Origin of the sequence: Pseudomonas mediterranea CFBP 5447 (genome assembly GCF_000774145.1) — a bacterium.
Lineage (GTDB): Bacteria > Pseudomonadota > Gammaproteobacteria > Pseudomonadales > Pseudomonadaceae > Aquipseudomonas > Aquipseudomonas mediterranea.
In genome coordinates this window covers 685395-710301 of sequence record NZ_KN322983.1, presented here as the reverse complement: position 1 = coordinate 710301, position 24907 = coordinate 685395, and the positions used below count along the sequence as shown (strand labels likewise).

Annotated in this window: 25 protein-coding genes; 19 read left to right on the top strand and 6 right to left on the bottom strand. The window is 59.8% G+C overall.

All coding sequences use genetic code 11. The annotated features are described in order from the left end of the window. Positions 1–127: 127 nt before the first annotated feature. From N005_RS08790 to N005_RS08725, 14 genes are all read left to right on the top strand, one after another. The gene (locus N005_RS08790) at positions 128–1342 is read left to right on the top strand and encodes a methyl-accepting chemotaxis protein (protein WP_047700823.1); all 1215 of its coding nucleotides are present in this window, start codon (positions 128–130) and stop codon (positions 1340–1342) included. Between the two features lie 11 nt (positions 1343–1353). Continuing rightward, entirely contained in the window at positions 1354–1722 is a 369-nt protein-coding gene (locus N005_RS08785; protein WP_003203044.1) for a response regulator, read from the top strand. Between the two features lie 16 nt (positions 1723–1738). After that, a complete protein-coding gene (locus tag N005_RS08780) occupies positions 1739–2023 on the top strand; it encodes an STAS domain-containing protein (protein ID WP_047700822.1) in 285 nt (94 codons plus the stop codon). A gap of 33 nt (positions 2024–2056) precedes the next feature. Continuing rightward, positions 2057–4147: a chemotaxis protein CheA gene (locus tag N005_RS08775; protein WP_047701031.1), complete on the top strand. Its 2091-nt coding sequence runs from the start codon at positions 2057–2059 to the stop codon at positions 4145–4147. Between the two features lie 33 nt (positions 4148–4180). Further along, positions 4181–5839, top strand: coding sequence for a methyl-accepting chemotaxis protein (locus N005_RS08770; protein WP_047700821.1), 1659 nt, complete (start codon positions 4181–4183; stop codon positions 5837–5839). Positions 5840–5877: 38 nt separating this feature from the next. Continuing rightward, a complete protein-coding gene (locus N005_RS08765) occupies positions 5878–6414 on the top strand; it encodes a chemotaxis protein CheW (protein ID WP_024778565.1) in 537 nt (178 codons plus the stop codon). Continuing rightward, positions 6411–7247 (top strand): CheR family methyltransferase, encoded by an 837-nt coding sequence (locus tag N005_RS08760; RefSeq protein ID WP_047700820.1) that lies wholly within the window; start codon positions 6411–6413, stop codon positions 7245–7247. The genes N005_RS08765 and N005_RS08760 overlap by 4 nt, the downstream gene beginning before the upstream one ends. An 8-nt stretch (positions 7248–7255) precedes the next feature. Beyond that, a complete protein-coding gene (gene cheD, locus N005_RS08755; protein WP_144402645.1) occupies positions 7256–7753 on the top strand; it encodes a chemoreceptor glutamine deamidase CheD in 498 nt (165 codons plus the stop codon). Between the two features lie 2 nt (positions 7754–7755). After that, on the top strand, positions 7756–8823 hold the full coding sequence (locus N005_RS08750; protein ID WP_047700818.1) for a protein-glutamate methylesterase/protein-glutamine glutaminase: 1068 nt from the start codon (positions 7756–7758) through the stop codon (positions 8821–8823). Positions 8824–9559: 736 nt separating this feature from the next. Next, positions 9560–11167 carry an ABC transporter permease gene (locus tag N005_RS08745; protein WP_231983276.1) on the top strand — a complete coding sequence of 536 codons (1608 nt, stop codon included), beginning with the start codon at positions 9560–9562 and terminating at the stop codon, positions 11165–11167. A gap of 11 nt (positions 11168–11178) precedes the next feature. Continuing rightward, positions 11179–12483, top strand: coding sequence for an ABC transporter ATP-binding protein (locus N005_RS08740; protein ID WP_144402656.1), 1305 nt, complete (start codon positions 11179–11181; stop codon positions 12481–12483). A 60-nt stretch (positions 12484–12543) separates the two neighbouring features. Next, a complete protein-coding gene (locus N005_RS08735) occupies positions 12544–13596 on the top strand; it encodes a sensor histidine kinase (RefSeq protein WP_047700815.1) in 1053 nt (350 codons plus the stop codon). Further along, positions 13589–14218, top strand: a complete 630-nt coding sequence (locus N005_RS08730) for a response regulator transcription factor (RefSeq protein ID WP_047700814.1) — start codon at positions 13589–13591, stop codon at positions 14216–14218. Before N005_RS08735 ends, N005_RS08730 begins: the two co-directional genes overlap by 8 nt. Before the next feature lie 435 nt (positions 14219–14653). After that, positions 14654–15211: a GNAT family N-acetyltransferase gene (locus N005_RS08725; protein ID WP_047700813.1), complete on the top strand. Its 558-nt coding sequence runs from the start codon at positions 14654–14656 to the stop codon at positions 15209–15211. A gap of 16 nt (positions 15212–15227) precedes the next feature. Here the strand turns inward: N005_RS08725 and N005_RS08720 are convergent, their stop codons facing one another. After that, positions 15228–15908: a phytanoyl-CoA dioxygenase family protein gene (locus N005_RS08720; protein WP_047700812.1), complete on the bottom strand. Its 681-nt coding sequence runs from the start codon at positions 15906–15908 to the stop codon at positions 15228–15230. An 80-nt stretch (positions 15909–15988) separates the two neighbouring features. Beyond that, complete coding sequence (locus tag N005_RS08715) at positions 15989–16954, bottom strand: hypothetical protein (protein WP_047700811.1); 966 nt, start codon at positions 16952–16954, stop codon at positions 15989–15991. Positions 16955–17319: 365 nt separating this feature from the next. Here N005_RS08715 and N005_RS08710 point away from each other — a divergent pair, with 365 nt between their 5' ends. The 3 genes from N005_RS08710 to N005_RS08700 all read left to right on the top strand — a co-directional run bounded on the left by N005_RS08710 (position 17320) and on the right by N005_RS08700 (position 19620). After that, the gene (locus N005_RS08710) at positions 17320–17592 is read left to right on the top strand and encodes a hypothetical protein (protein WP_047700810.1); all 273 of its coding nucleotides are present in this window, start codon (positions 17320–17322) and stop codon (positions 17590–17592) included. Positions 17593–18059: 467 nt separating this feature from the next. Further along, on the top strand, positions 18060–19097 hold the full coding sequence (locus N005_RS08705) for an AAA family ATPase (RefSeq protein WP_047700809.1): 1038 nt from the start codon (positions 18060–18062) through the stop codon (positions 19095–19097). A 1-nt stretch (position 19098) separates the two neighbouring features. Further along, positions 19099–19620, top strand: coding sequence for a hypothetical protein (locus tag N005_RS08700; RefSeq protein ID WP_047700808.1), 522 nt, complete (start codon positions 19099–19101; stop codon positions 19618–19620). A 275-nt stretch (positions 19621–19895) separates the two neighbouring features. On the opposite strand, the gene N005_RS08695 is transcribed toward N005_RS08700, so the two are convergent. Continuing rightward, on the bottom strand, positions 19896–21881 hold the full coding sequence (locus tag N005_RS08695) for a M10 family metallopeptidase C-terminal domain-containing protein (protein WP_047700807.1): 1986 nt from the start codon (positions 21879–21881) through the stop codon (positions 19896–19898). Positions 21882–22084: 203 nt separating this feature from the next. Between N005_RS08695 and N005_RS08690 the strand changes: the two genes are divergently transcribed. Continuing rightward, positions 22085–22546, top strand: a complete 462-nt coding sequence (locus N005_RS08690) for an NUDIX hydrolase (protein WP_047700806.1) — start codon at positions 22085–22087, stop codon at positions 22544–22546. 45 nt (positions 22547–22591) lie between these two features. Here N005_RS08690 and N005_RS08685 read toward each other — a convergent pair whose 3' ends face one another. Further along, entirely contained in the window at positions 22592–23032 is a 441-nt protein-coding gene (locus tag N005_RS08685) for a GNAT family N-acetyltransferase (RefSeq protein WP_047700805.1), read from the bottom strand. 29 nt (positions 23033–23061) lie between these two features. Next, a complete protein-coding gene (locus N005_RS28115) occupies positions 23062–23463 on the bottom strand; it encodes a GFA family protein (protein ID WP_081993243.1) in 402 nt (133 codons plus the stop codon). A gap of 135 nt (positions 23464–23598) precedes the next feature. On the opposite strand from N005_RS28115, the gene N005_RS08680 reads away from it, so the two are divergent. Then, complete coding sequence (locus N005_RS08680) at positions 23599–24144, top strand: hypothetical protein (protein ID WP_047700804.1); 546 nt, start codon at positions 23599–23601, stop codon at positions 24142–24144. Positions 24145–24188: 44 nt separating this feature from the next. Here N005_RS08680 and N005_RS08675 read toward each other — a convergent pair whose 3' ends face one another. Next, the gene (locus N005_RS08675) at positions 24189–24824 is read right to left on the bottom strand and encodes a hypothetical protein (protein ID WP_047700803.1); all 636 of its coding nucleotides are present in this window, start codon (positions 24822–24824) and stop codon (positions 24189–24191) included. Positions 24825–24907 lie beyond the last annotated feature (83 nt).

Below are 24907 nucleotides of genomic sequence, written 5' to 3'. Positions count from 1 at the left end.
CGCCCTGAGTAGGCCTTTGCCTACAGCAGTCGGAAATCGGACGACTGGTCTTCAAGTCAAATCCGAGGTCGCAGATAACCAGTTATTCGCCAATAACCAGTTAGCAACACTGTTCAAGGACCGAACCATGACGTCGTACCCACACGGTCATTCCTTTTCTGCAACCCTGCCTCGCCTCCTCTGGAGCCCCGTGCTCGTGGCCGTTGCCGCCGCTGTCGGCGTGCTGGCACTCAACGAGACGAATGCACAGAACATCGGTTTCAGCGCAGTGCTGCTGGTCCTCGGCCTCGGTACCGGCCTGTGGAGTGCGCGGGTGCAACGTCGGCAGTTCGACGACGCGCTGGCCGCCACCGCCCGGCAGGACCTGCAAGCCGCCGAGCACGTCAATCACAAAGCCAGCGCACAACTCAACGAAGTCATCCTCGGTGCCATGCCGATCTGGGCCAAACAGGTCGAGAGCTCCCGGCAGCAGACCGAGACCGCGATCGTCTCGCTGACCAGCCGCTTCACCGGCATTTCGTCGCGCCTGGAAGATACTGTGCAAGCCTCGCAACTGGCTGCCGGTGAACTGGCCGGGAAAAGCAGCGGCGGCGCCGTACAGGTGCTGGCCCAGAGCGAAAGCGAACTGGTGCGGGTGATCGATTCCCTGAAAGCCACCCAAGCCAGCCGCGACGAAACCCTGGCCCAGGTGCGCAACCTCACCGCCTACACCGGCGAACTGCGGACCATGGCCGCCGACGTCGCCGCGATTGCCGCGCAGACCAACCTGCTGGCCCTCAACGCCGCCATCGAAGCCGCCCGGGCCGGTGAAGCCGGGCGCGGTTTTGCGGTGGTGGCCGACGCCGTGCGCAGCCTGTCGAGCAAGTCCAGCGAGACCGGCCAGCAGATGTCGGCCAAGGTCGACATCATCAATACCGCCATCACCCAACTGGTCCAGGCCGCCTCCAGTGGCGCCGATCAGGACAGCCAATCGGTCTCCACCTCCGAGGACAGCATCCAGCGCGTATTGGAGCGTTTCAAAAGCGTCACCGGACAGCTCGCCGAATCAGCGGACCTGCTGCAACAGGAAAGCTTCGGCATCCGCGACGAACTCACCGAGGTGCTGGTCAGCCTGCAATTCCAGGATCGGGTCAGCCAGATCCTCAGCCACGTGCGCGACAACATCGAGGACCTGCACGTGCATATGCAGCAGGCCCAGCAGTCGCCCGACCAGGCCGTGTCCATCGATGCCCGCCAATGGCTGGCCCGCATGGAAACCACTTATGCCACCGACGAGCAACGCCGCAACCACCACGGCGACTCGGGCGTGCAGCAAGCTTCACAGGAAATAACCTTCTTTTAGGAGAGCCGTTCATGGCTAAAAGTGTATTGGTTGTCGACGACTCCGCGAGCGTTCGGCAGGTTGTCGGCATCGCGTTGAAAAGTGCCGGCTACGACGTAATCGAGGCCAGCGATGGCAAGGATGCGCTGGGCAAGCTCAACGGGCAGAAAGTGCATCTGATCATCAGCGACGTGAACATGCCGAACATGGATGGCATCACCTTCGTCAAGGAGGTCAAGAAGCTGGCCAGCTACAAGTTCACGCCGATCATCATGCTCACCACCGAATCCCAGGAATCGAAGAAACAGGAAGGCCAGGCGGCAGGCGCCAAGGCCTGGGTGGTCAAGCCGTTCCAGCCGGCGCAGATGCTGGCGGCGGTGTCCAAACTGATTCTGCCTTAGAGGGCTGGAGGCTGTGATGCCGCTGCTGTACGAAACACAAGGTGACACCGCGCAAGTGCAGATCGACGGCGAGCTGACGATCTACACCGCCGCCGACCTCGCCGCGCAATTGCTGCCCTGCCTGGGCAATACGCCGCACATGGAGCTGGACCTGTCACAGGTGACCGAAATGGACGGCGCCGGCCTGCAACTGCTGCTGATTGCCCTGCGCGAAGCACCGAAGGCCGGTACCCAACTCACCCTGACCGCGCGCAGCAAGACCGTCAGCGAAACACTCGAGCTGTGCAACCTGCTGGCTTAGAAAGCACCGCCCGACACGACAAAGGATATGAGCGTGAGCATCAATCTCGACCAGGCACAACAGACGTTCATCGTCGAGGCACGGGAGCAGCTGCAGGCGATGGAAGAATCCCTGCTGCAACTGGAAAACGACCCGGCCGACGATGACGCCATCGGTGCGATCTTCCGCGCGGCCCACACCATCAAGGGCTCGGCCGGGCTGTTCGGCCTGGAACCGATCGTCAGCTTCACCCACATCGTCGAAGATGTACTCGATCGCCTGCGCAACGGCAGCGTCGAGGTCGATACCGGCCTGATCGCGGTGCTGCTCAAGTCCAGCGATCACATGCTGGAACTGATCAACGTGGTGGCCAACCAGGGCGGGACGCTGACGCCGCCGGCCCTGAAACGGGAGAGGGAGCTGTGCCAGGTGCTGCAGGAGTACCAGGCGCCCCCGTCCGACGACGCCCCGGCAGCGACGACCGAAGCCACAGCGCAGGAGCCGTCCGAAACGCGTCTCTGGCACATCAGCCTGCGTTTCGGCCAGGACGTGTTCCGCAACGGCATGGATCCGCTGTCGTTCCTGCGCTATCTGCAGACCCTCGGTGAAATCGTCCACCTCGACACACAAACGGAAGCGTTGCCTAGCGTCGAAGCCTTTGACGCCGAATCCTGCTACCTGGGATTCGACATCGATTTCCGCTCGGCCGCCAGCCATGGAGCGATCAACGAAGTCTTCGATTTCGTCCGGGAAGATTGCCTGATCGAGATCGTGGCCGTTGATGAGCGGGCGAACACCGGGCTGGTTGCCACCGCCCAGGAACCCAACGCCGAAAGCACCGCGCTGGTCGCCACCGGCGAACTGCTGCCGGACCAGCGCAAGACGCCGCGAACGTCAGGCCAACTCCCGGCGGACAGACCACCGGCCAGCAGTGAAAACAAGGCCAAGGACGGCGCCTATGTACGGGTCAATGCCGACAAGCTCGATGAGCTGATCAACCTGGTGGGGGAACTGGTCATCGCCAGCGCCGGCACCAGCCTGCTGGCCCGTAACTGCCACGATGACACGTTGCAGGAAGCCACTTCGACGGTGTCCGGGCTGGTAGAGGAAATCCTCGACGGCGCCTTGCGCCTGCGCATGATCCCCATCGGTGAAACCTTCAACCGGTTCCGCCGGGTGGTGCGCGATGTCAGCCAGGAACTGGGCAAGGACATCGACCTGATCATCAGCGGCGCGGAAACCGAGCTGGACAAGACCGTGGTGGAGAAGATCGGCGACCCGCTCATGCACCTGCTGCGCAACGCCATGGACCACGGCATCGAAACCGCCGAAGCGCGGCTGGCCGCCGGCAAGCCGGCCAAGGGGCATCTGCACCTCAACGCTTATCACGACTCGGGCAGCATCGTGTTGGAAATCGCCGACGACGGCGCCGGCCTGAACCGTGACCGGATCCTGGAAAAAGCCCAGGAACGTGGCCTGGTCGCTCCCGGCGCCAGCCCAACCGACCAGGAGATCTACAACCTGATTTTCGAACCCGGTTTCTCCACCGCCCAGGCCGTCACCAGCCTGTCGGGACGCGGAGTGGGCATGGACGTGGTCAAGCGCAACATCACCCTGCTGCGCGGCACCGTAGACCTGGACAGCCAGCCGGGCCAGGGCACCGTGGTGCGCATCCGCTTGCCGCTGACCCTGGCGATCATCAACGGCTTCCTGGTGGGCATCGACCAGTCCACCTATGTCATTCCGCTGGACATGGTCCAGGAATGCATCGAACTGAGCGAAGACGACGGCACCGCCAGCCGCGAACAGGGTTACCTGGACCTGCGCGGCGAGGTGCTGCCCCTGGTGTACCTGCGCGATCACTTCAATCACGAAGGCCGGGCCGCACGCCGGCAGAACGTCGTCGTGGTGCGCTATGCCGAACTCAAGGCCGGGCTGGTGGTGGATGACTTGCTGGGTGAATTCCAGACCGTCATCAAGCCCCTGGGCAAGTTGTTCGGCGCCCTGCGCGGCATCAGCGGCTCGACCATCCTCGGCAGCGGCGCCGTGGCGCTGATTCTCGACGTGCCGGCGCTGCTCGCCCAGATCGCCCAGACAGAAAACCGCTACACCCCTACCCCACTATCACAAGCCAACGCTCGCTGACGCTTTAGCAACTCCATGGAGAGGTATTTCCCAATGAAATGGTTCTACGATCTTAGAATCGCCACCAAACTGATCACGTCATTTCTTGTGGTGCTGGCCCTGACCGCGGTCATGGGGGTGTTCTCGATCATCCAGCTGGGCGAGGTGAACGGCACCACCACCGAGATCCGCGAAAACTGGATGCCGTCGATGCGTGCGGCCTCCGGCATGCGCTTCTATGGGGCGAACTATCGCCTCAAGGAAAACCGCCATATCACCGCTGACTCCGAGCAGGAACGCAGCACAGTCGAACAGGAAGCGGAAGAAGCCAGGAAAGGTTTCGAGACCCGTCTGGCGACCTATGAAAAACTGCTGTCCAATGCCGAAGACCGTCAGCTGTTCGAGACGACCCGCAACGACTGGGTCGCCTATCTGGCGATCAGCAAAGACCTGATGGCACTGTCCCGGCAAAACCTCACCGACCAGGCCCATGCGCTGCTCAAGGGCGAGTCCCGGCGCCGATTCGAGCTGGTGACCAGCGACTTGCAGAAACTGGTGGAACTCAATGACGCCGGTGCCGGCGCGGCCAGCGAACGCGGCATGGCGCTGTTTGAAAAATCCCGCCTGTCGATCATCGCCGTGCTGGCTGCCGCCCTGCTGATCGGTCTGGGCCTGGCGCTGTTCATCTCCCGGGTCATTTCCCGCCCCTTGAAGCAAGCCGCCTCGGTGGCCGAACAACTGGCCGAAGGCAACCTGAACGCGAAAATCGAGGGCGGCTCCAAGGACGAAACCGGCATGGTCCTCAATGCCATGCAGAACATGGTGGGCAAGCTGTCCCACATCATCGGTGAAGTGCGCAACGCGGCGGACAACCTGGCCAGCGCCTCCGAAGAAGTCAGCGCCACCGCGCAGTCCATGAGCCAGGCCACCAGCGAACAGGCGGCCAGTGTCGAGGAGACCAGCGCCTCCATCGAGCAGATGAGCGCCAGCATCAACCAGAACACCGAGAACGCCAAGGTCACCGACGGCATGGCCAGCAAGGCCGCCAAGGAAGCCACCGACGGTGGCGAATCGGTGCAGCAGACCGTGGTGGCGATGAAGAAAATCGCCCAGCGCATCAGCATCATCGACGACATTGCCTACCAGACCAACCTGCTCGCGCTCAACGCCGCCATCGAAGCCGCTCGTGCCGGCGAGCATGGCAAAGGCTTCGCCGTCGTTGCCGCCGAAGTGCGCAAACTGGCCGAACGCAGCCAGGTCGCCGCCCAGGAAATCGGCGAACTGTCTTCCAGCAGCGTCGACATGGCCGAGAAGGCCGGCAACCTGCTCGATGAGATGGTGCCGTCGATCAACAAAACCTCGGACTTGGTCCAGGAAATCAGCGCCGCTTCCGAAGAGCAGGCTGCCGGCGTGGCGCAGATCAACACGGCCATGACCCAGCTCAACCAGGTGACCCAGCAGAACGCCTCCAGCAGCGAAGAACTGGCCGCCACCGCCGAGGAAATGAGCAGCCAGGCCGAACAACTGCAACAGGCCATGAGTTTCTTCACCCTGGACACGCCGCCCAAGTCGGCCAGCCTGCCGGTGAAGGTCGACCACACCCCCGGGCCGTCCAGCCGCAAACCGGCCCGGGCCTCGGTGACCGCGTTGCCCAAGGCGTTTGCCTACAACATGGCCAGCGCGCCGGACGAATCCGAATTCACCCGGTTCTGACGGTCCGCTTCCACAGGCTCGCTTAAAGGAGAAAAGCCATGGGCGCCATCGCTACCACCCGTCAGACCGCCATCGCGGTCGAGGAAGAAGCGCAATACCTGACATTCATGCTGGGCACGGAGATGTTTGCCATCGGCATCCTCTGCATCAAGGAAATCATCGAATACGGCAACCTGACCGTAGTACCGATGATGCCGGCCTTCGTCCGTGGGGTGATCAACCTGCGCGGTGCGGTCGTGCCGGTGGTGGACCTATCGGCCCGTTTCGGCCGGCAGAACTCGTCGATCACCCGGCGTTCGTGCGTGGTGATCATCGAGGCCAACACCGAAGACGGCCACGCCCAGGACATCGGCCTGCTGGTGGACACGGTATCGGCAGTGCTGGAAATCCCGGCCTCGCAGATCGAACCGCCACCGAGTTTCGGGGCAAAGATCCGTGCCGACTTCATCAGCGGCATGGCCAAGGTCGACGGCAAGTTCGTGATCGTGCTGGAGGTGGGCCGTGTGCTGTCCATCGACGAAATGTCCCAACTGGCCGAAGCCAGCCCCACCGCGCTGGAGTTTGAAAGCCAGTGAACACCGACACCTGCAAGGAACGCACCGTGAACTCACTGGCCCTCAGTGACCGGGAGTTCAGCCAGTTTCAATCCTGGCTGTACAAGGCCGCCGGCATCAACCTGTCCGACGCCAAGAAAGCCCTGGTGGCCGGGCGCTTGTCCAAGCGCCTCAAGCACTATGAACTGGGCAGCTACGGCGAGTATTTCAAACTGATCATGAACGGCCAGCGCAGCGACGAATTGCAGGTGGCGCTGGACCTGCTCACCACCAACGAAACCTACTTTTTCCGCGAACCCAAGCACTTCGATTTCCTGCGCCAGCACGTGCTGCCCCACGCCGCACCGGGGAAAACCTTTCGCCTGTGGAGCGCGGCCAGTTCATCGGGAGAAGAGCCCTACAGCCTGGCGATGACCCTGGCCGAGGGGCTGGGCACCACGCCTTGGGAAGTCATCGGTTCGGACATCAGCACCCAAGTGCTGGCCAAGGCCCGCTCCGGGCATTACCCCATGGAGCGCGCCCGTACCCTGCCCCAGCCACTGCTGGTGAAATATTGCCTCAAGGGCACCGGCAGCCAGCAAGGCACGTTCCTGATCGACCGAGCGCTGCGCAACCGCGTCAACTTCGTCCAGGTCAACCTCAACGAAACCTTGCCGGATCTGGGAGAGTTCGATGTGATTTTTCTGCGCAACGTCATGATCTATTTCGACCAACCCACCAAAAGCAAAGTGGTCGCCCGATTGATCCCCCGGCTCAAGTCCGGCGGCTATTTCATCGTGAGCCATTCGGAAAGCCTCAACGGCGTGTCCGACGCGTTGAAGATGGTGATGCCGTCGATTTATCGCAAACCATGAGAGCCGCCTTGCAACCCGCGACGAGGGACGTGGCCGAGGTCTACCTGGCACCGGGCGAATTCCGCTTCGCCACCTGCCCGACCCGGCTACGCACCATCCTCGGTTCCTGCGTAGCGATCACCCTGTGGCATCCAGAGCACCGGATCGGCGGCATGTGCCATTTCATGCTGCCCAGCCGCGTACGCTGCTCCACGGCCCTCAACGGTATGTACGCCGACGAAGCCATCGAACTGTTTATCCGCGAGGCGCGGGCTCATCACACCGAACCCGAGGAATACCAGCTCAAGCTGTTCGGCGGCGGCGAAATGTTTCCCGAGCTGCAACGGCAAGTCCCTTTCGGCGACGTTGCGCGGCTGAACGTCAATGCGGCGCTGGAAATGGCCGCCCTCTATCGCCTGGACCTGATTGCCCAGGACATGGGCAGTACCGGCTACCGGAGCATCATCTTCGACCTGTGCAGCGGCGACGTGTGGGTCAGACACCAACCGATAAGGACACGGCATTAACCATGTCAAAAAAGATCAATGTATTGCTGGTGGATGACTCTGCCGTGGTTCGCCAGGTACTGCTGGCGATTCTCAGTGACACCCCGGACATCCACGTCATGGGCGCGGCCTCCGACCCGATTTTCGCCATGGACAAGCTGGCCCGGGAGTGGCCGGACGTGATCGTGCTGGACGTGGAAATGCCGCGCATGGACGGCATCACCTTCCTGAAGAAAATCATGAGCGAGCGACCGACCCCGGTGGTGATCTGCTCGTCCCTGACCCCCAGGGGTGCGGAAACCACCTTGCAGGCGATGGCTGCCGGGGCAGTGGAAATCATCACCAAGCCCACCAGCGGGCTGAAGAATTTCTTGCTGGAATCGGCACCGGAACTGGTGGCGGCGATCAGGGGCGCCGCCCAGGTCAATGTCCGCAACCTGGGCAAGCGTCCCGCGCCACTGGCACCGGCCACCAAACTCAGCGCCGATGCCATGCTGCCCGCCGCGAACGGCCACGCCATGGCGCAGACCACCGAACGCATCGTAGCGTTGGGAACCTCCACCGGCGGCACCCAGGCCCTCGAAGCGGTGCTGACCGCCCTGCCGCGCGTATGCCCGGGCATTGTCATCGTCCAGCACATGCCGGAAAAATTCACCGCCTCGTTCGCCGCCCGGCTCAACAGCCTGTGCCAGATCGAAGTCCGCGAAGCGCGCAACAACGACCGTATCCACCCGGGCCTGGCCCTCATCGCCCCCGGCGGCAAGCACATGATGGTGACCCGCAGCGGCGCGTTCTATCACGTGCAGGTGGTGGACGGGCCGCTGGTCAATCGCCATCGCCCGTCGGTGGACGTACTGTTCCGCTCAGTGGCCAAGTTCGCCGGCCGCAACGCCACCGGCATCATCATGACCGGCATGGGCGACGACGGCGCCCGCGGCCTGAAGGAAATGCTCGACGCCGGCAGCGCCACCGTGGCCCAGGACGAAGCCAGTTGCGTGGTCTTCGGCATGCCCAAGGAGGCCATCAAACTCAACGCCGCACAGCGGGTGATGGGGTTGCAGGAGATTGCGCAGGTGATTTTGCACCGCTAGCCATCGGGCCCTTAGTGGCGAGGGAGCAAGCTCCCTCGCCACAAAAAAGCAGTGGCGCGTCCTACACCGGGGGAATCGTCGCAAGCACGCCAATCAGCAGGGTCAACGCCAGGAAACCACCCAGAAAAATCGCCATCTTCGTCATAAGCACTCCTGAAAGAAATACACAGCAAGCAGCCACCTCACAACCCCTGTGGGAGCGAGCCTGCTCGCGATGACGTCGGCACAGTCAACTTCCTTGCCGACTGACAGACCGCCATCGCGAGCAGGCTCGCTCCCACAGGGTTCCGAGGTGAACTCGATTGCCGATGAATACCCCGGAAAACTGTGGGAGCCGAGCTTGCTCGCGATAGCGGTGGGTCAGGCGACTTCTGATTGGCTGTCAGTCCGCCATCGCGAGCAAGCTCGGCTCCCACAGGATTCTGGCTTGAACCCAGGTTGCATTACAGCCGCACCTGCCAGCAAAAAAACCGGATCAGATGCCCTCGCCACACCCCTCGATATACCAACGTATATTTTCCCGCCCTTAATCTCAGTGGTCATCGTCGGAGGCTGGACTTAATCTCGTCGCACTCAAACACCGACGATACAAAAGAGGTGCACGATGCGCTCTCCACTCGCCGCCTCCGCATTGACCCCTTTCAACTACAAAGAGCCTGGCGCCTGGTGGGCAGATGTCACCCTGGTTTGCCTCATCGTGGCGTTGGCCGTGTTCATTGCCTATGGCGTCGAGCAAATGAACCAGCCGCTCACTGTGCTGGATGCTTCGCCGTTGTCGCTCGATCTGGCCCACTTGCTGGGATACACCCTGCGCACCACCTTGCGCATGTTCATCGCGCTGTTCGCCTCCCTGATGTTTTCCCTGCTCATCGCCACGTTGGCAGCGAAAAGCCGCAAGGCCGCCCTGGTCATCCTGCCGGCGCTGGATATCCTTCAATCCGTGCCGGTCCTCGGGTTCCTGACCTTCACCGTGGTGTTCTTCATGGGGCTCTTCCCCGGCAAGGAAACCGGGGTGGAATGCGCAGCGATCTTCGCCATTTTCACCAGCCAGGTCTGGAACATGACCTTCAGCGTCTATCAATCGCTGAGGAGCGTGCCCAACGATCTCTATGAAGTCAGCCGGCAGTTCGCGTTTTCGCCCTGGCAGCGCTTCGTCAAGTTGGAGTTGCCCTTCGCCACGCCAGGGCTGGTGTGGAACATGATGATGTCGATGTCCGGCGGCTGGTTTTTCGTGGTGGCGTGCGAGGCCATTACCGTCGGCAACACCACCGTGAGCTTGCCGGGGATCGGCTCGTGGCTGGCGCTGGCGATCGAACGCAAGGACATCGCTGCGACCGCCTGGGCCGTGTTGGCCATGGTTGCGGTGATCATGCTCTATGACCTGCTGTTCTTCCGGCCGATCGTGGCCTGGGCGGATCGGTTTCGCTTCGAACAGACGGCCTCTCAGAAGCGCCCTCGCTCCAGGGTCTATGACCTGCTGCGCTCGACGCGCCTGGTGCCCTTGGCGTTGCGGGCCCTGGACGGTCTCAAAACTTCTTTATTCCTGGACAAACTCCCCAGGCTGCCACGCCTGCGCTTCAAGGCCAGCGCCCGTTTCAGCCGAGCGGCAGACTTGCTCTGGATCAGCTTGATCGTACTGGCCTGCATGAGCGGTATCGTTCAATTGTCACGCTTCATTGGCGGCACCTTGGGCCTGGAAGATGTCATCGGCGCCTTCGGCCTGGGGCTTGCCACCCTGCTGCGGGTCGCCGTGCTCATCGCGCTCGCCAGCCTGGTCTGGGTGCCCATCGGCGTGTGGATCGGCCTGAACCCGCGCTGGGCCGAACGCCTGCAGCCAGTCGCGCAACTGTTGGCAGCTTTCCCGGCGAACCTGCTGTTTCCGTTTGCGGTGGTCGCCATCGTGGCCTTGAAACTGAATCCCGACATCTGGCTGTCGCCACTGATGGCGCTGGGCACCCAGTGGTACATCCTGTTCAACGTGATCGCCGGGGCCAGCGCGCTGCCGACCGACCTGCGGGAAGCCACACGCAGCTTCCATCTGCGTGGTTGGCAATGGTGGCGACGGTTCGCCCTGCCCGGCGTTTTTTCCTACTACGTGACGGGCGCCCTGACGGCGGCGGGCGGCTCGTGGAACGCCAGCATCGTCGCCGAGGCCGTGTCCTGGGGTAACGAGCATCTGTATGCGTCAGGACTCGGCGCCTTTATCGCCCAGGCCACCGAGGCCGGAGACATGCAACGGGTGGCGTTGGGGGTCGCGGTCATGGCGATCTTCGTCGTCGGTTTCAATCAACTGCTGTGGCGTCCCTTGTACGGTTTCGCCGAGCGCCGACTGCGAATCGATTGAGGATGAATCCAATGCAAGTGATGGAGAAACGCTGCCTGGTCGACGTGCAGCAAGTGGGGCATGTCTATGGTTCGGCCGGAGGCGCCGAACGGCGGGTCCTGGACGACGTCTGCATGCGCCTGGACGAGGGGGAAATCGTCGGCCTGCTGGGGCGCTCGGGGTCTGGAAAGTCGACCTTGCTGCGCGCTATCGCAGGTCTGATCTCACCCACCGCCGGCGTGGTTGATCTTCCGGTCGATACCCAAGGATTACCAAGCTCGGTGCGCATGGTGTTCCAGAGCTTCGCCCTGTTCCCCTGGCTGACAGTGCTGCAGAACGTCGAAATCGGCCTCGAAGCCTTGAACGTGCCCGTGCCCGAGCGCCGCCGACGGGCCCTGGCCGCCATCGACATGATCGGCCTCGACGGCTTTGAAAGCGCCTTCCCGAAAGAGCTGTCCGGCGGCATGCGCCAACGGGTCGGCCTGGCGCGGGCGTTGGTGGTCGCCCCGGATGTGCTGTTGATGGACGAGCCGTTTTCCGCGCTGGACGTACTCACCGCCGAAACCCTGCGCACCGATCTGCTGGACCTGTGGCGTGAAGGGCGGATGCCGATCAAGTCGATCATGCTGGTCACCCATAACATCGAAGAAGCCGTGCTGATGTGCGACCGGATACTGATTTTTTCCTCCAATCCGGGGCGCGTCGTGAAGGAAATCAGCGTCGACCTACCCCAGCCGCGCAATCGCTCCGACCTGGCGTTCCAGGCCCAGGTCGAGCATATCTATGTACAGATGGCCGGCGGTGGTCGTTCAGACTCGCTGCCCCAGGGTGTGTTTGCCGGCAGCGGCGTGGGCATGGTCTTGCCGTCGATCTCCACCAATGCACTGGCCGGGTTGATCGAGGCGGTCCAGGATCATCCCTTTGACGGCCAGGCCGATCTGCGGGAACTGGCCGGAGCGCTGCGCTACAGCGACGCCGATCTTTTTCCGGTGGCCGAGGTGCTGCAACTGATGCGTTTCGCCGACCTCCACGATGGGATCCTGACCCTGCTTCCCGCCGGGCACCGCTATGCCGAATCAGATGTCGATGAGCGCAAGCAGCTGTTCGCCCGGCACCTGCTCCGGTATGTCCCGCTGGTGGGGCATGTGCGAAGAGTGCTGGATGACCGCCCCACCCGCACGGCACCCGCCCGACGTTTCCGCGATCAACTGGAGGACTTCATGTCCGAGCACGACGCCGCCCATACCCTGGACTGTGTCACGCAATGGGGACGCTACGCGGAGCTGTTCGCCTACGATGAAGTGGCCGATCAGTTCAGCCTGGACAATCCGTCCTGAGGTGATTCAAATGACAAGGTCGAAGCCCGGCCGGGTCGAGCGATACGAGATGAATATTCAATGAGAAAGACTCAATGGGCGCTGCGTCTGCTGCTTCTGCTGGGCCTGGCGCTCGGCATCGCGGCCATAGACACCATCACCGATCTCGAGATCGCCGTGGGGGTCTTCCAGATCGTCGTGGTGCTGATTGCCGTGAGGATCCTGCCGGCGCGTGCGGTCGCGGGTGTGTCGTTCATTTGCATGGTGCTGACGATCCTCAGCTATCGGCTGACACGCTTCGGCGATTCGGAGGCCGGCCAGATCAACGTGCTGATCAGCCTCGCCGCCATCGCCGGCACGACCTACCTGGCCCTGCGCCTGTCCGCCGCCATCGAAACCGTGCACAAAACCCGCGCGCACCTGGCGCACATTGCCCGGGTCAACATGCTTGGCGAACTCGCCGCCTCCATCGCCCACGAAGTGAATCAGCCCCTGGCCGCCGTCGCCAACAGCAGCGGCGCCTGCCTGCGCTGGATGGCGACGGAGCCGCCCAACCTGCCCAAGGCCCGCCTGGCCGTGGAACGCATCATCGCCGACACTCATCGGGCCAGTGAAATCATCACCCGCCTGCGCGGCATGGCCCGGCACCAGGCCCCCACCAAGCAATGGCTGAACGTCGCCGACACGGTCAATACCGCCCTGCGGCTGTTGGCCGGAGAACTGAACGAGCAAGGCATCACCCTGCGCGTGCATATCCAGGAAGGCCTGCCGCCGATGCTGGTGGATGAAGTGCAGATCCAACAGGTGATATTGAATCTGGCCATGAATGGGATCGAGGCGATGCGTCAGGTCGACGCCGATGATCGCATCCTGGAATTTCATGCCGAGCTGGAGTCCGGTCAGCAACTGTTGTTTTCCGTGTCCGACCAGGGCAAGGGTCTGTCCGGAAACGACCATGAGCGGGCGTTCGACGCGTTCTACAGCACCAAGCCTGACGGCATGGGCATGGGCCTGGCCATCAGCCGCTCGATCATCGAAGCCCACGACGGCCGTATCTGGGTATCCAGCAACCCGCAATCCGGCGCAACCTTCCACTTCACCCTGCCGGCCGTGACAAGGGAATCCGATGACTGAGCCCGATATTGCCGAATCGATGGTCTACATCGTCGACGACGACAGCTCCGTACGCGTCTCGCTGCAAGACCTGCTGGCCTCGGTGAACCTGCCCAGCATGGCCTTCGCCTCGGCCCGCGAACTCATGGCCGCCACGCTGCCGGACATCCCCGCCTGCCTGATCCTCGACGTGCGCATGCCGGGGATGAGCGGGCTCGACTTCCAGCAGGAAATGGCCCGCTTGAACCTCCAGCTCCCGGTGATCTTCATCACCGCCCACGGTGACATTCCCATGTCGGTGAAAGCCATGAAGGCCGGGGCACTGGAATTCCTGACCAAGCCGTTTCGCGAACAGGACCTGCTGGACGCCATCAGCCAGGGCCTGAACCGGGACAGGGAACGGCGCAAGACGGACGCGGTGATGGATGATTTGAAAAGACGCCATGACAGCCTCACCGACGGCGAACGGGAAGTGATGGAACTGGTGGTCTCGGGGTTGCTGAACAAACAAGTGGCCGGGCGCTTGGGATTGAGCGAAGTGACCGTGAAGGTCCGACGCGGCGCGTTGATGCGCAAGATGGATGCAGACTCGTTGGCGGCGTTGGTCAAGATGTCGGAGCGGCTCAAGGGTATGAGTCACTAAGGAACCCCGAGGCTCTGCTTTTGGTGGGAGCAAGCCCTGCTCGCGAAGACGGCAGCACATCCAACCCCATGCCAGCAGGCCCACCGCCATCGCGAGCAGGCTCGCTCCCACAGGGGATCTGGGGCGAACTCAGGTCATGTAGCAGGCCGCAATCCAATGTGGGAGCGAGCTTGCTCGCGATGGCGGCAGCACATCCAACATCAATGCCCGCAGACCCACCGCTATCACGAGCAAGCTCGCTCCCACAGGGGATCTGGGGCGAACTCAGGTCATGTAGCCAGACCGCAATCCAATGTGGGAGCGAGCCCTGCTCGCGATGGCGGCAGCACATCCAGCACCGATGCCAACAGACCTACCGTTTTCACTCCCATCCCAGTCGACATCGATACCGGAATCCAATTACCTTCATCCCTCCGCGCTCAAGGACCGACCGCCATGCCCTACCTCCCGACCTTCCAAACCCAACGCCTGATCCTCACTCCACTGCAACTGACCGACGCCCCCGCCATCCAGGCGCTGTTCCCCCAATGGGAAGTGGTCCGCTACCTCGATAGCCGAGTGCCTTGGCCCTACCCCGCCGACGGCGCGCTGGCCTACGTGCGAGACCACGCCCTACCCGCCATCGAGCGCGGCAAAGAGTGGCACTGGATGATCCGCCTGACGTCAGACCCGGCCCAGATCATCGGCAGCATTTCCCTCTTCGACCAACCAGACAACCACCGCGGCTTCTGGCTGTCACCGCCATGGCAAGGCCACGGCTACATGGCCGAGGCGTGTGAAGTGATCAATGATTACTGGTTCGTCACGCTTGGTCGCCCAGTGATGGTGGTGCCCAAGGCCGTTGGCAACCAGGGCTCGCGGCGCATTTCAGAACGGGAGGGAATGCGATTGCTCAGGACTGAACGGGGGCGATTTGTCAGCGGGGAATTGGACAAGGAAGTATGGGCGTTGGATCGTGAGCAGTGGCTGGGGCGTACTGCGCAGATACGGTAGTTGACTACTGCATCGGCTACATCGAACCGAAGACAAAATCGGCAGGCTCGAATCGCTCGCTCGTGTCCATCCGAATATTGCGCAGGTGCGCGGTCTCCAGGTGCGACGCATAAAGCCGCTCGGAAAAATAGCCCACCAGGATCGAGCGGCGACGTGCCCCGCTCACGTTCAGACTGGCCCCGTGAACCAGCTCGGCATCGAACACCAGGATGTCGCCGGCACTCCCCGAAAGCTGCACGGAACGGGACTCGTCCGCAAAGTCGAAAGACGGCGTTCCTGGCAGCGGACGATGGCTGCCGGGCACGATACGCGTCGCGCCGTTCTCGGGACCGTAGTCGTCGAAAAAAGCCAGGGCGACTGCCGTATCGCCTGGCCGTTGGGCCGACAGGTCGCGGTGCAACTGCTGATGACCGCCACCCGTCAGGGGCTCGCGTCCCTCCACCTGCGCAAGAAAGAACCGCTCGCCGATCAACTCTCCTACGGCTGCCAGCAACGGTGGCAGACGACACACTGCCTGGATCGTTGGATCGCAGTCCAGCAGGGAGTGACGCCAGTCCCAGCCACGGGGAGTTGGCCACTGATCCGAGGGTATTACGCCCGCGTCGAATACGCTACGCAGCCCTGCGAGCCACTCGGTTGGGATCGCACGATGCAGCAGGACGTAGCCATCCAGGTGGAGTTGATTGCGGTTGGTCATGGCGCTGGCAATATCCTTGTATGTGGCGAGGGGATTCATCCCCGCTGGGCTGCGAAGCGGCCCCCATCGAGGCTTCAGAATTACCCTCTGGAATTGGAACCCATCCGCCCCCGAAACGCCATGCGCAGGCACCCCCGGGCGATGGCTCCAACGATCAACACCTCCGCGACACCCATCAGCAAATTGAAGGAAAAGCTCAGCGGTTGCTCCGCCCAATAGAAAATCGTCGAGCCCGTCCGAAAACCGCTGGCGTGCAGCCGTCCGGTAAACACAGACGGCACCCATGCGACCAGGTTAATCAGCTCCAGCACCGCGAGGAAGGTACCCAACAGCATGAGCAAGGCGCGGGCAGGCATACCAAGCTCCGCGCTCGATTCGGACGCAGCCGCGGCCTCCTTCCCTCTCCGTCTTCTAGCTTCCCTCACCGCCTTACCGCTGGTGGGCGCTGGAGCCGGCCTGTAGGCAGCCTTCGCAGCCATCGCCGAAGCACCGACGACCTCGGTAGGCACCGCCACGTTCAGGTAATCGGCCAACTCACGCAACCACAAATCGGTGCGCTGACTGCCCGGCACTACCGGAACGTTATCGGTGGTCAGGCGATGCTCACTGCCATCGCGCATCACCAGCCACAGCTGGGTTCGGGCTTGCTCAGCCTGCGGAAGACGACGAAGTTCAAGGTATTTGACGGCGTCGATTCTGAATACCAACTGCACACGCTCGCGACGTCCAAAAAAGTTTCGGGTCAGGCGCTTGCCTTCACCGTCGACGCGCGACAACACCAAGCTCTCGCGGATGCCGGTGTAAACCATCAGCATCAGGCCAAGGGACGGAATCAGCAGCAGCCCGAGAACGATGAGCAACGAGGACAGCGGATCCAGGCCAACCGATGGCGAAAGTCCCTCAGCGACCGCGAACACGGCGAACGCCATCGGCAAGAGGAAGGCAAGCGCGCCTACCAGCAACACGGCGGTACTCTGCACCTTATTGCGCGAGTGGATATGCAGGTCATCCTGGGCGGTGCGTTCGAAGCGGTGTCCGATCAACATGCAGAACTCCTTCTCACTGTCCTACGAATCCTGAAAATGTTGGTTCGTTTCCGCGCAGAACTCTCACGATTCCTACGATGCTCTCGGAATCTCTCACCTTGTCCGGTTTGGGCGCGAAAAACTATAGTCTTTCCCGTCGCCCAAGGGGGGCGATCAGGTTTGGCGACCTGGGATCACGTGCAAAAGTACTGCGCTTTTTGCGAAGGCTTTGGCACACTTGCGCGGCTACCCGTTATGGTAGTTGCGCGCGGGAGACCTTAGGGTCTGCCGGTTTCCGATCCCGGTTCGCCAACCTGCGTGCAACTGCCACCCAATTGTTTGGCGACGATTGAGTGGTCTAACCTCACTAGATCGGAGTTTCAAACATGAAACGATACGTCCCCATCACAGGCATTGACTGCACCCCGGCTTCCCTGCTCATCGATACACAAGCACCGCTTGACGTTCTTCACGCAACCGCTGACTACCGGATTCGTGTGGTGACTCAGGTATTGGAGAACATAGCGTTCCGATCAGAGATTGCCAGCGAGACGGTGGTGCTTTCGGACTTTGCACAGCTTCTGGTGATTCCGTTGCGTGATGGGTGTGATTTGTTGGAGGTGATTGGTAGACGACTTCAGGCTCAGGTCGAAAGCTGATACAACGACGGGCGCTTGAGAGCGCCTGTTTTTCCTACCGGATGATTGCACAGACAGGCCCACCCGTTCGTGTCCTCAAGCCTTACTACCGCGTCGGTTTTATCAAACATGTCAGTGATTATGCGTGACCGAAGACTGCCATCAACACTCACAGCCCGGAAGGCTGCTTTCGGCCAAATCCGGTCAGTCGTGACGTCTACGAAACCTGAGCTGATTCACTATGTCGCCAGTACCTCAGATTTATCGCGGTCGTAACGAGCAATCAGCTTCGCTCACCATCGGCGACAGTAACGCACAAGCTTTCGCGCCTCAAAAGCAAATCATAGGACTTAGCGACCACCTCAATGTAAGCTTATCTCCAGACTGCACTTGAAAAACTCGTATTCTCCGCCGCCCTCACAACCAGCGGCTTCTCAGCAATGCTGAGGCGCGAAAGGTCAAAATGCGGCAACATTTGAGGACCCAGCATGCTGAAAAGCGCCAACATCAAAAACTTTGGACCGTTACCCAATACCGAGTTTCGTTTTGCCCCTGGGCTGAACGTCGTGATCGGCGAAAATGGTTGCGGCAAAAGTCAGCTGCTGAAGCTCCTGTATACCTTGCTCAAGGTGCAGGCCGACAACAAGGAACTAAATAAGTCTACGTTCCAGAAGAGTTGTGCCGAAAAGCTAGTAGGAGTATTTCGCCCGGACAGTCTCGGCCGCTTGGTTAAGCGCAGCCAAGGTCGAGTGAAGTGTGAGATTGAATTAAAGATGAAGGAAAGTAAGGCGAACCTGGCAATCAGCTTCGCCTCTCAAGCCACCACATCAGTTCAAATAGACGAATTGCCGGAATCAAGACTGCAGAAATCGCCAGTTTACCTTCCAACTCGTGAGTTGATAACTCTTTCTCCTTGGTTCGTTCCACTTTACGATAATTATCACCTTGAATTCGAGGAGAGTTGGAGAGATACGGTGTCGCTATTAGGCAATCCGACTCTTAAAGGCCCTCGGGAAAAAATAGTAGCTATGATGGTTAAACCTTTAGAAGACGCATTGGGAGGACGCGTCATGATTGATCCGGGCACAGGGCGCTTTTATCTGCAAATGCCAGGTGAAGGTAAAATGGAAATGCCGCTGGTAGCGGAAGGTCTGCGCAAAGTGGCTATGATTGCACGTCTAATTAGCACCGGGACTCTATTAGAGCAGGGTTACCTATTTTGGGACGAGCCGGAAACCAATCTCAATCCAAAACTAATCAAGCTCGTCGCCTTCAGCATAATGAGTCTCTGCAAACAAGGCATCCAGGTATTTGTAGCTAGCCACTCGCTATTTTTATTGCGTGAATTAGAAATGCTTGCGGAACAATCTGAATTCAAGACTGTTCAACAACGTTACTTCTCACTCAAGTCAAGCGACGATGGCGTAAAATTAGAGTCTGGCGATAGCGCGGAAGACTTGCATACCTTGGTTATGCTAGATGAAGAACTTAAGCAATCGGACCGATTCATCGGTTTGGAGAGCTGAAATGGCCGTTATTGAACAGGTAATCCAAGAAGGACGCCTGACCTTCAATTTCCCTGAAGATGCGCTAGCCAGTAAATATGATGATTGGGCTCATTACCGAAGACAATTCAATCCGGCGTTTGGTGGTACCAAAGCAGTCGATCTCGTATTTGTGGATGATACAACTGGTTGGCTTATTGAACTTAAGGACTATCGCGAATATCGACGAACCAAAACGATTGACTTGGCCGATGAAATTGCAGCCAAGGTTCGGGATACTCTTGCGGGCATGATCTCAGCCAAGCTTCATGCTGCTCACACCGATGAGCGAAGATTAGCCAAAGCTTTTCTGCGCTGTAGTCGAATGCGCGTGGTATTACACCTCGAACAACCAGAAAAACACTCGAAATTGCGGCCTCGGGCTATTGACCCAGCAGCTGTTTTGCTAAAGCTGAAAGGGCTAGTAAAAAGCATAGACCCTCATCCATGCGTAGTTGATAAACGCAGTCTTAAAGGTGAAATGAAATGGATAGTCGCAGGATAACTATAGAGATCCCTTCATACTACCGAAGTCAATCAGCTTGATAATTTTATAAGCCAAAAAGTTGGAGGCCCTTTAGGCTGCTTAAATCCCGCATGCGGGATCGTCTCGGATACTTTTAAAAAGCGGATGACTGCTTCTAGCCGATTGCTGACCATCGCGAAAGACTGAAATGGCTCAATCACTGCCGGTCACAAAAAGTAACTTTGAAAAGGGGAAAGATTTATTATCAAGAAAATAAATTTGGGCCCTTTTTCCGCTCCACCTTTTTCCCGGTTCTACCCCCAGAGATCAGCCACTCCAATCAATTGAAAGACCTCATCCCCCGAGGGCTCGGCGAAGATGATGTCCAGGTTCCGGTAACCGGAGTGGTCCCCTGCCAAGCTCAACTCGAATCGAGCCCCCTGATCGTCGGTTTCATAGTTCTTCAAGTACGTCAGGTTCTTGGTTTCATTGAACACCACGTCCAAGGTGCCGTTGTAACCATTTCCCAACTGGGTGAAGCCCAAGGCGGACACATCGATCCTGTCTTCACCCACGGTGTAGTCAATCAGCCGATCAGTGTGGTTCTCGGTGGCGGTACGGTAGCTGTCGCTCAGCCCATCGAAGCGGAACACATCGTTGTTGCCGCCCCCCACCAACAAGTCCCGGCCCTCCCCGCCAACCAATATGTCATTCCCCAGCGCGCCATGAAGGCGATCATCGCCCGCCAATCCTTCGATGATTTCGCCTCGGGCGTTGCCCTGTAAACGATCGGCTTCTTCGGTGCCCGTCAAGCTGGCCTGCTGAAACAGAAGGTTGGTTTCATTCAGCGTTTGGCTCAAGTCACCGTCGAAGACCAGTTCGAAGCGTTCCCCATTTGCGTTGGCATCGAAACTTTTGAGGTAGGTCCGCGTCCCGCCTTCATTGACTCGAATCGCCAGAGTTCCGTCATGTCCATCGCCCAGCCCGAGGAAGCCCAGGGAGAAGAGCTCGATGGTATCGGTGCTGGGGTCGAAGTCGGTGATTCGGTCGCTATGCGCAGCCGTTGCGGTTCGGTAGCTGTCCGTGACTGACTGATAACGGAACGTATCGGTCCCGGCACCGCCCGTCAGCAGGTCACGGCCTTGCTGGCCATCGAGCAGATCGTTACCGGCGCCGCCCGAAATCGCATCGTCGAACGAGGCGGTACCCAGCAAGAAGTCATCATCGCCGCCACCATCAAGGTGGTGATAGCCGTCGTCGGGATTGCCGAAGCTGTGGTCCAGGCTGCCGTCAGCGTTCAACTGGACCAAGGCGGCCAGATAGCCGTCCGCGCTCGTACCCTGGCTTCCGCCAATCAACAGCTTGCCGTCGGCCAGCACGATCATGTCGGCTACAGCGAAAGGAGCGCTTTCCGAGCCCCAACTGACCTGCCCCTGATGCCCGAAATCGGTGTCAAGCGAGCCGTCGCTGTTGAGCCGGATCACGGTCGCCACGCCACCCGAGGCGCCCGCCAGGAGGATTTTGCCGTCGTCCTGGATGACGAGGGCGTTTGCATGGACATCCAGGGCCAGGCTGCCCCCGTTCGCAAAGCTGCTATCCAGAGTACCGTCCTGGTTGACGCGAGTCAGAGTATCCCGCCCCGTGACCAATACCTTCCCGTCTTCCTGCAGCGAAACGTCGATGATGCTGGCGGGGTAAATGCCGACGGACGCCGTCAGGTCCAGGATCCCGCCCTCGGCGAAAGACGAGACCAAAGTCCCCGTCGCGTCGAAGCGGGCGATATGGATCTCCCCGGAGGGATACCCAGCGCTTGCGAAAAAACTGCCGTCGGTTTGTACAGAGAACGACGCTTGTTGGCTTAGAAAATCATTCCAATAGAAAGGTACTGTGGCAACGCCGCCGTTCCCGAAACTCGCATCAAGGCTCCCGTCAGCCAAGGTACGACTTATGCCCGACACCCAGGCGCCGCCGACTTGCACGTAATGCGTCGCCAGGTACCCGCCTCCCGGCTGCACCGCGGCATTACCACCGTCCTCAATATCGAGCGTTACAGGCAGCAGGGATTTACCGTCTCCACTGAAGCTGCGGTCCAGGCTACCGTTGGTATTGAACCGGACCAGGCTGCCGGTGAAACCCGAATCCTCTTCGCCTCCTAGTCCCAGGCGACTATAAGCCCCCAGCCAGATTGCACCGTCCGAATCGACCGTGATACCGCCGATTTTGTCCGAGCCCCATAAGGGCGTAACCACCATGCCTGTGTTCCGCACAGCTGAAGCGGCGGGCGAAATGCTCTGGCCCATGTCCTTGCCTCCGTTAGCTATCTGTCGTCCGAAACCATAGACACGGGTCAGTCTGGTTGCCACTTTACGAGACGAAAGGAGGTTCTTGGGCGATGCTCTACGCTGCTATCGATGCAACCAGTCAGCCACCAGCCTGTCTTTCTCCAAGCTTGCCGGTTAACTTGACAGCCCCTAATCTGCGCCCCTTTCACGAGGGACCGCATATGCGAGAGCGACAGGCAGCACGATTACTGGTGATAAGCCCCTCAAAAGAAGTCCTTCTTTTTCGGTTTCACCATACGGACGATGCGTTGGCCGGCACAAGCCACTGGGCCACACCTGGTGGTGGCTTGGAGGATGGCGAGACGTTCCACACAGCCGCCATACGTGAGCTACGCGAAGAGACAGGCATTCAAGTCGCGACCGTTGGCGAGCCTTTGGCAAATCGGCGGCTTCCGTTGCTTTTACCCAGCGGCGAAACGGTGCTCGCTGTTGAGCAGTATTTCGTCGTGCATACTCAGGATACGGTCCTTTCCCGATCTGAGTGGACAGCGCATGAGAAGATGGTCATGGCGGATCATCACTGGTGGTCGATTCAGGAGTTGAGAACCACGAGCGATACGGTATGGCCGGAGAACCTGGTTGAAATGCTCTTGAGCACGGATATATTCAAATCGCCTACTTGAGCAGCTACATGTTAGTCAGGATCGCGTGAACACCAAATTGAATTTTTACTCTACCTCGGACGATCCATACCGTTTTATAAATCGACGCTCATCAACCGCGTAACCTTGCCGCTGGTAAAAGGTGTGGGCCTCTGCTCGGTTTTCACCGCTAGTCACCTCAGCCCGAACGCAACGTCGCTTTTTAAAGAACACATCGGCAGCGGCAACCAGCATTGCTCCCACCCCCTGTCTCCGGAAATCATTGTCAATGACCAGACAGGTAATGCGTCCGAGCCTGCCTGGCTGATGAAACAGTTCCATTACATGTAAGCTGATGACCCCGATGATTTGTTCACCGTCTTGCGCCAGCAGCACGGTATCGCAGGTACTAGCTTCCAAGGCCTCAAGCTTATTACGAATGAGCTCTGGTGAGGCTTGGTAGCCTAGCTGGTCCATGAGCTTAGACACCGACTCCGCATCGGTTAGTAAGGCGTTACGAATCTTCATATCGTTCTCGACGATCCCGTCCCAAGCAGTTAGTCACCCTGAAAACCTGATTCCAATGGCATATACCAATCAACTAAAGACTCGGCATAGACATGTTTCTGCTTTCCAGGCACGAAGGGGGTATCAAGAGTACCCAACGCTACCGATACCCAATTAGCGAACTGACCTTCAGCGCTCGACCAGAACAAGCTCGAACCACACTCCCCGCAGAACTCGCGTAATACCGTCTTCGAGGAAGCAAATGCCTTGATACTGGCAGCGCCTTCAACTATCCGTAGCGCGTTACGCGGAACGCTGCCATATGAGGCAAATGCGGCTCCATGGCCTTTACGACACTGACTGCAATGACAGTGGCTCACCGCTTTTGGCGAAGTGAGCAGTTCGTACCTGACCGCTGAGCACAAGCAGCTTCCCTGGAATCTCTCGTCCATGTTGTCAATCGCGCATGTGAAGAGGCCCGATCCTATCATCTCGATGTTTTCAGAGCACTCCAGCACTTCCAACCTTGATAGCGCAATGCCATCCACCGATAATCCCCCTCCCAAAAAAGCACATAAGGATTTGCTGTGAAGAAGCTCTACCTGGCTCTACCATTCTGCGCACTGTTGCTCCAAGGCTGCGGCGTGACCATGGCCCGTTATGAACCCAACTACCAGAACGTTCAGCAGCTCAAGCAACATGAGCCGATGCAGCCTCTGCGTGAAGCCCAGGTGAATGCCGATGCCGGCCAAGGGTCGCTGATGGTGCGGATGAATCCGATCTCCTCGCCCGCAGGCAGCGTTCCACTGCACATCCAGGCGGCGATCAACGATGAGCTGCGCCAGGCGGGTCTGTTGGACCCACGTGCTGATCGACAATTGCAGGTTCAATTGGTCAAGAACCAGCTGACTGCCGGCATGGGCAGCGGTCATGGCGAGCTGTCTGCGCGTTTCACGCTGCGCAAGGGTGACCAGGTTCTCTACGAAACCACCAAGGACGTGCAACGCGAATGGGACAGCAGCTTCTTCGGCCCGATCGCCATTCCGGCGGCCGCGAATAACTACAACCCGATGGTGCAAGACCTGCTCAAGAACTTGTACAGCGATCCACAATTCACTCAAGCGTTGAAGTAAGCACAAAAAAAGAGCCGCAATCGCGGCTCTTTTTTTATCGGCTGTCAGCCCCGTGGGATGTGGGTGTCGACAGCGGAGTATTTCATGCGGTTGTTGTCGACCCAGTTCTTCAACAGCGCATTGACCTGGCGGTGGAAGGTGTCGGTGACGGCCGCCTTGGGCGTGTTGCCTGCCAGCGGCAGGAACCAGATGCCGATCCAGGTGTTGATCGCATCGTGGTTGCTGGCCTTGGCCAACGATTGACCCCGCTCGTCCACGGTTTCCAGGCTCATGGTGTACTGGTCTGTTCCCAGTGCTGGAATAACCCCGAGGGAAAAACCACTGATGAACGCCAACACCATTTGCCCACCGCTTGGCGCATGGTTGTAGACCTTCAAGCGCAGGCTGTAGTCGCCGGGTTGTTTCTGGAATTCGTCGAAAATCACACGGCCGAACAGCCCTGATTCATCGAAGGTCCGTTTCAGCTCGGGCTTGAGCATGTCCCGGGCCTGCGGCATTTCGGTGGCCTTGGCGTTGTCGGGTTCGCCTTGATAGAAGTCGAAGTCGACGTAGACGTTCGGCTTGTTGGAGTAGCTGGCCATCGAAGGCAGGTTCACGGGGGCGACTTCATCTTTGGTGAAGCTGGCGCAGCCAGTGAGGCTCAAGGCCAGGGCGAGGCCTATGGCTTTTCCAAATTGCATATCAACTTCCTTGCGTAATTTGCTGTATGCCGCTCATGGAGAGGGTGGCGGATTCTAGCGGGATTCGAATGAAATCAAAAGGC

What these genes read in the sequence shown, in the direction of transcription:
- N005_RS08770 (WP_047700821.1), top strand. Translation starts at nt 4,181, where the DNA reads ATGAAATGGTTCTACGATCTTAGAATCGCCACCAAACTGATCACGTCA.
- N005_RS08740 (WP_144402656.1), top strand. Translation starts at nt 11,179, where the DNA reads ATGCAAGTGATGGAGAAACGCTGCCTGGTCGACGTGCAGCAAGTGGGG.
- N005_RS08730 (WP_047700814.1), top strand. Translation starts at nt 13,589, where the DNA reads ATGACTGAGCCCGATATTGCCGAATCGATGGTCTACATCGTCGACGAC.
- N005_RS28115 (WP_081993243.1), bottom strand. Translation starts at nt 23,463, where the DNA reads ATGGACGAGAGATTCCAGGGAAGCTGCTTGTGCTCAGCGGTCAGGTAC.
- N005_RS08725 (WP_047700813.1), top strand. Translation starts at nt 14,654, where the DNA reads ATGCCCTACCTCCCGACCTTCCAAACCCAACGCCTGATCCTCACTCCA.
- N005_RS08715 (WP_047700811.1), bottom strand. Translation starts at nt 16,954, where the DNA reads ATGTTGATCGGACACCGCTTCGAACGCACCGCCCAGGATGACCTGCAT.
- N005_RS08690 (WP_047700806.1), top strand. Translation starts at nt 22,085, where the DNA reads ATGCGAGAGCGACAGGCAGCACGATTACTGGTGATAAGCCCCTCAAAA.
- N005_RS08785 (WP_003203044.1), top strand. Translation starts at nt 1,354, where the DNA reads ATGGCTAAAAGTGTATTGGTTGTCGACGACTCCGCGAGCGTTCGGCAG.
- N005_RS08700 (WP_047700808.1), top strand. Translation starts at nt 19,099, where the DNA reads ATGGCCGTTATTGAACAGGTAATCCAAGAAGGACGCCTGACCTTCAAT.
- N005_RS08695 (WP_047700807.1), bottom strand. Translation starts at nt 21,881, where the DNA reads ATGGGCCAGAGCATTTCGCCCGCCGCTTCAGCTGTGCGGAACACAGGC.
- N005_RS08675 (WP_047700803.1), bottom strand. Translation starts at nt 24,824, where the DNA reads ATGCAATTTGGAAAAGCCATAGGCCTCGCCCTGGCCTTGAGCCTCACT.
- N005_RS08790 (WP_047700823.1), top strand. Translation starts at nt 128, where the DNA reads ATGACGTCGTACCCACACGGTCATTCCTTTTCTGCAACCCTGCCTCGC.
- N005_RS08710 (WP_047700810.1), top strand. Translation starts at nt 17,320, where the DNA reads ATGAAACGATACGTCCCCATCACAGGCATTGACTGCACCCCGGCTTCC.
- N005_RS08745 (WP_231983276.1), top strand. Translation starts at nt 9,560, where the DNA reads ATGAACCAGCCGCTCACTGTGCTGGATGCTTCGCCGTTGTCGCTCGAT.
- N005_RS08780 (WP_047700822.1), top strand. Translation starts at nt 1,739, where the DNA reads ATGCCGCTGCTGTACGAAACACAAGGTGACACCGCGCAAGTGCAGATC.
- N005_RS08765 (WP_024778565.1), top strand. Translation starts at nt 5,878, where the DNA reads ATGGGCGCCATCGCTACCACCCGTCAGACCGCCATCGCGGTCGAGGAA.
- N005_RS08750 (WP_047700818.1), top strand. Translation starts at nt 7,756, where the DNA reads ATGTCAAAAAAGATCAATGTATTGCTGGTGGATGACTCTGCCGTGGTT.
- N005_RS08685 (WP_047700805.1), bottom strand. Translation starts at nt 23,032, where the DNA reads ATGAAGATTCGTAACGCCTTACTAACCGATGCGGAGTCGGTGTCTAAG.
- N005_RS08705 (WP_047700809.1), top strand. Translation starts at nt 18,060, where the DNA reads ATGCTGAAAAGCGCCAACATCAAAAACTTTGGACCGTTACCCAATACC.
- N005_RS08735 (WP_047700815.1), top strand. Translation starts at nt 12,544, where the DNA reads ATGAGAAAGACTCAATGGGCGCTGCGTCTGCTGCTTCTGCTGGGCCTG.
- N005_RS08720 (WP_047700812.1), bottom strand. Translation starts at nt 15,908, where the DNA reads ATGACCAACCGCAATCAACTCCACCTGGATGGCTACGTCCTGCTGCAT.